Here is a 4431-nt window from a genome sequence, read left to right on the forward strand (position 1 = left end):
GAGCCTCCATTGTTATAGGTTACGTTATTCGCTATTAATGCCTTTCCGCTATAGGTTCCACCATCTTTAGCTTTGATAGTAGTATCAAGCATGAGACCGTGTCCTTCACTGATATTCCCTGTCTCCCACACGGGAACTAAATTTTTATTATCATAAACGATGTTGTCTCGATAAATTATCCTGTAGTCAGTAGTATTGTCATCGAAATTAAAACTGCGGAGAGCAGTAATTCCTTGATTACCGTAAGCAGAATACCAAGCGTTTCCAGATACAATATTTTTTTCAACAATGATATAGTCTGAGTCGTTAAATGCAATACCTCCACCTGGAAAATTACGAACTGTGTTACCCCTAATGACAATGTGATGAGTATCACTGCCACCTTCTCCCCCTATTTTCGCTGCTTTTACAGCAATTCCATTGGCACGGGTAATAGGATTGTTCGGGTTATCTTTTTCTTGTAAGGCATATTCTAAAGTGATGTTTTCCCGACCTCCCTCTAAATCAAGTCCTTCAATCAGCACATAAGATGAACTAAATACATTAATGCCATCTCCTGTTGTCTTTATCTTAGGTGTATGCCCTGGATAAGCTTTTATTGTTGTCCAATTATCTAGTGAGCCATTTTTATTAAAAAGCGTAGCTCCTTTGTCATAAGTTCCGTTCATGACGTAGAGTGTGTCACCGGTTTTCATCTCATATACGGCTCTGCCCAAAGAGCGAAAGGCAGTTTCTTCATTTGAGCCATCATTTTTATCATTGCCTGTTCCAGAAACGTAATATGTTTTACCAGCCATAGATTTACTCCGAATAGGTGTAAGGTGAATCAGTAGTATGCTCTCAGCAATAAACTAAGTTGCTAAGTAGTTTAGTTACTTGAATGGGTTATTTATCTGGGCTTTTCAAGACAGTCGCAAATATGCGAGCACAATTTAAAATTGCGTCGTTTATGAAATTGAAAACTTTGTTTGCATCAAGTGTTGATAGTTAAACCAGCGATGTCGATATCGTCAATCGTTAAGGTTTTATTGAGGATGAGCGGACGAGTTGCACATAGAAAAGGCAGCGCAAAGCCAAAAACATTTCCTGTTTTCTCTGTGTTTGTTAAGTGGTCAAAGTTGAATTGGTTGAGACTTTAGTAGATTTACCCCTTAACTTAAAAGAACTAATGTAACAATTTAGTCAAACTTGTTGTAGCGCTGGAACTGAGCCTTGTGAACTTATGTATTAAAATAACCTTTATACAGAAAATATAAAACAGTGAATACTCTGAAGTCTGTCCTATATTTTACAAAAAAATCAAAAAAATTATGGGGATATCGTGGTGGAGTCCTGCTAATTTCCAGAGTTAGATAGGAGTGAAAAGCCTTTTGTGCAGCTTGTTTGCAAGCTTATTTTACAATCCTAGTGGCTGAGTATTTGCTGATATGCCCCTCACTGCAACCGGGGAACAAATAAACATAAATAGTAAAAGGCTTTAACACCGCTAACTCCGTCTTTATACGGCTTTAGTTAAAGATGTCATAAAGCTAATTTAAGTAGATTCACAGAAGACATAGCACTATCGACAAACTAATCTATAGGAGTCATATTTGATTTATGAAAAAAAGTCCGAGATAATACATGGGTACGGCGTTTTTGTGCTTTGATTCCTTCGTTCTCTCATCTGAAATGGATGTTTGAGTGGTTTATCCAGCACACAAACGAGTGATTTTGCCACTCTTCAAATGTACGGAGCTTTTTCAGAAATCAAATACTAGTCCTATATATGAATCTTGTAGTGGGTAGGGTTTCTCCGTCACTATAAGTAACATTTGTTTTATTACCGCGACTACTAACAAGTGCCTTTCCGTTTGTGCGTATTATTACTTAAAATTTCTTTTTTCAAAGAATTACGTAAAAACTTGCAAGCATAAATCGTTCTTAATTGATATACCAGTATAGTAAGTACTACTTTTGTCTCAGATATATTTACATTGAATGCTAGTGCCTTAGCTCTTAATTTTACATATCAAAGAGCTTTGGAATGAGTAAATATAAATATAAGTCTAGAAAAGAGTTTTTGACAGATTCAAATATTATTGTTAATTATTCCTAATAAAAGGCGAAGTATGTCAATGAATAATATTTTACTAACAAGCAACACTTTTCTAAAAAAAATCTTATTTTGGGTACATCCCATACAGCAAAAATTCAACTTTACTCGATATCAATCACCAAAACAACGTTTAAGAATAGCAATTGAAAAATTAGCAGATAATACAATAGAAACTAATCTGGCTGTAATTGATGATTTAGAGCAAATTAGCCATGAGTATCAACAATACCAATGGTTAACTATAGATATTCTAACTGCTTTTGTGCGGGCTAATTCTCCTTGTATGCCCCAAGAGAAAATAACAAGCAACTCAACAGGAAAAATTCGCATAGATATTCAATTAGCCCTTACAGTTATTGCTAGAAGAAATACAAATAAAGACCTAGAAAATGAGCAAATTGATTTGAGTCACACGGACATGAGGGGAGTAAACTTGAAAGGGGCCAATTTAGAACAGACAAACCTCTATCAAGTTAATCTCTCTGGAGCAAATTTGAGAAAAGCAAACCTAGCAGGGGCAATCTTGAGCGCAGCTAACTTAGAAGGGGCAGACCTCACAGGAGCCAACTTAAAAGGAGCAATTCTCAGCGCTGCTAACTTAAAAGGAGCAAACTTTTCTGGAACCAGCCTGCATCAAGCAAATTTATATTTAGCTAGCCTATATGAGGCAATCCTTGATGGTGTCATACTCAACGGGGCAAATCTAAGGGAAGCGAAATTCTCGCAATAAGACATCACTATACTCCTGTTTTGTTACTCTCAGAAAACAATAATCGAAGCTAAATTTTGAAACTCTGATTTAATAACGCTTTAAACTTTTAATTTTTAACACTAACTAAAGTTTTGTAGCGAAAATCTAAAAATTAAATATCCGGAAATTTTTTAGCAATTGGCTTCTTCTAAAGGGAAAAAAGAGGGTTATATGTAGCAACCGTCAATCATAATATTAATAATGCTAATTATTTATATTGCTATTCCAATCATGAAATTTATATTTGGCAGGAAAGTTGTGAAGCAATTTTTCTATTCCTAAGCGAATTAAATCTGCTTGGATACCGTCTAATTTCAACTCAGTTTGAATAAATTCATCAATTCAATTGGTTTTCGTCTTCTCCAAAAGAGCTAACAAAATTTGTGATTGGGCAAGTGGGGCATCAACCGATGAATTAGTTTCAGCTTGAGAGGTTTGCTTATTACTTGGTGCAGAGTCAATAAAGTTTTTAGTATCCCGGTTATAACCAGAGAAATTCTTTAACTGTGGCATTGGTATCCATTCATTGATGCCGCCGTAATAAACTGCTCGACCGACTGGTGATTGTGTAGCAATCTCCATTACTTGGGTTGAGGTAATCTTGCGATCGCTGGGGATGAGTTGAGTGGCAATCATGGCATTGTAAGCTGGGACGTTATCAGGATGAACCAGCGCCACAGACGTTAACTGCGATCGCAGTCCACCAGAAATGCCCAAGTCATCAGTGTGAGGATTTTGCACGACAATCCAGAAATGCCAACCGGAACTATCACCGCAAGAACAGTAAGAGATGATTTTGTCTTTGAGCCAACCAATCTCACCTTTGGTATTTTTAAATTTGGAACAAACAGCCGTACCTTCATCTAAAATAATCAGCTTGGAGCCAGAGATATTTTGAAATTCGGTAAAGCATTCTTTGACCCATAAGACTGCTTCGACCGGGGACATTTCTAGGATTTTAGCCCGTTTAAAAGTATCAACACGACCTTTGAAATAACCGGTTTCTTTCTCGTCACCTTTGGGGTCAATATAAAAAATGTGTATGCCAGGATACAGTCGCTTAATAGCATCGATTGCATTGCTAATGGTGATACCCTTGCCAGAACCAAGGACACCAACCCACAGCATATTGGTAACTTTTTTAGCAATGTGAGCGATTAGGTCATACTGCACTTTGAGTTTAGTGGTGTAGGTGGAGATATCAGTATTGACTGGAGGGCAAGAAGCAGGGGGGCTCTTAGCTGGGGGCAGAGGGGAAAGATTCTCTCCCATGCACCCCGCACCCTGCTCCTTGTCCTCTTCAAACCTTGTTGCTCCCACAGCATGATTTGGTAATTGAGCAAATCGAGCTTGTGGGATACCAAGGTTTTGTGGTTGTATCGCCTCTTGAATAACTGTTACTTGTTGGTAGTTAACTCGCGGGTCAATTGTCACTTGCGCTAAATGTCCAGACAATTGCTCACGGGTGGGAAACTGCCCACGTAGCTGAATAAACCAATCAAGTAACCAACGGTAAGCGTAAAATCTTTTTCCTGGCTCAACGGCGCTCAAGTATTCACACACCACATGAGATGATTGCTTG

The 4431-nt window shown here is 37.8% G+C and carries 2 protein-coding genes and 2 pseudogenes; 2 read left to right on the forward strand and 2 right to left on the reverse strand.

The window, feature by feature from the left end:
- Positions 1-797 (reverse strand): annotated as a pseudogene (locus tag H6G97_RS46250) (DUF1565 domain-containing protein); the annotation flags it as partial.
- A gap of 824 nt (positions 798-1621) precedes the next feature.
- On the opposite strand from H6G97_RS46250, the pseudogene H6G97_RS56385 reads away from it, so the two are divergent.
- Positions 1622-1760, forward strand: a pseudogene (locus tag H6G97_RS56385) (IS630 family transposase); the annotation flags it as partial.
- 357 nt (positions 1761-2117) lie between these two features.
- On the forward strand, positions 2118-2828 hold the full coding sequence (locus H6G97_RS46255; protein WP_242056090.1) for a pentapeptide repeat-containing protein: 711 nt from the start codon (positions 2118-2120) through the stop codon (positions 2826-2828).
- 363 nt (positions 2829-3191) lie between these two features.
- Here H6G97_RS46255 and H6G97_RS46260 read toward each other — a convergent pair.
- On the reverse strand, positions 3192-4431 hold a 1240-nt coding region (locus H6G97_RS46260; protein WP_242056091.1), incomplete at its 5' end, for a hypothetical protein.

It is taken from the genome of Nostoc flagelliforme FACHB-838, assembly GCF_014698065.1.
Taxonomy (GTDB): domain Bacteria; phylum Cyanobacteriota; class Cyanobacteriia; order Cyanobacteriales; family Nostocaceae; genus Nostoc; species Nostoc flagelliforme_B.

Excerpts from the sequence above, each read along its gene's own strand:
- H6G97_RS46255 (WP_242056090.1), top strand. The coding sequence starts at position 2,118 with ATGAATAATATTTTACTAACAAGCAACACTTTTCTAAAAAAAATCTTA.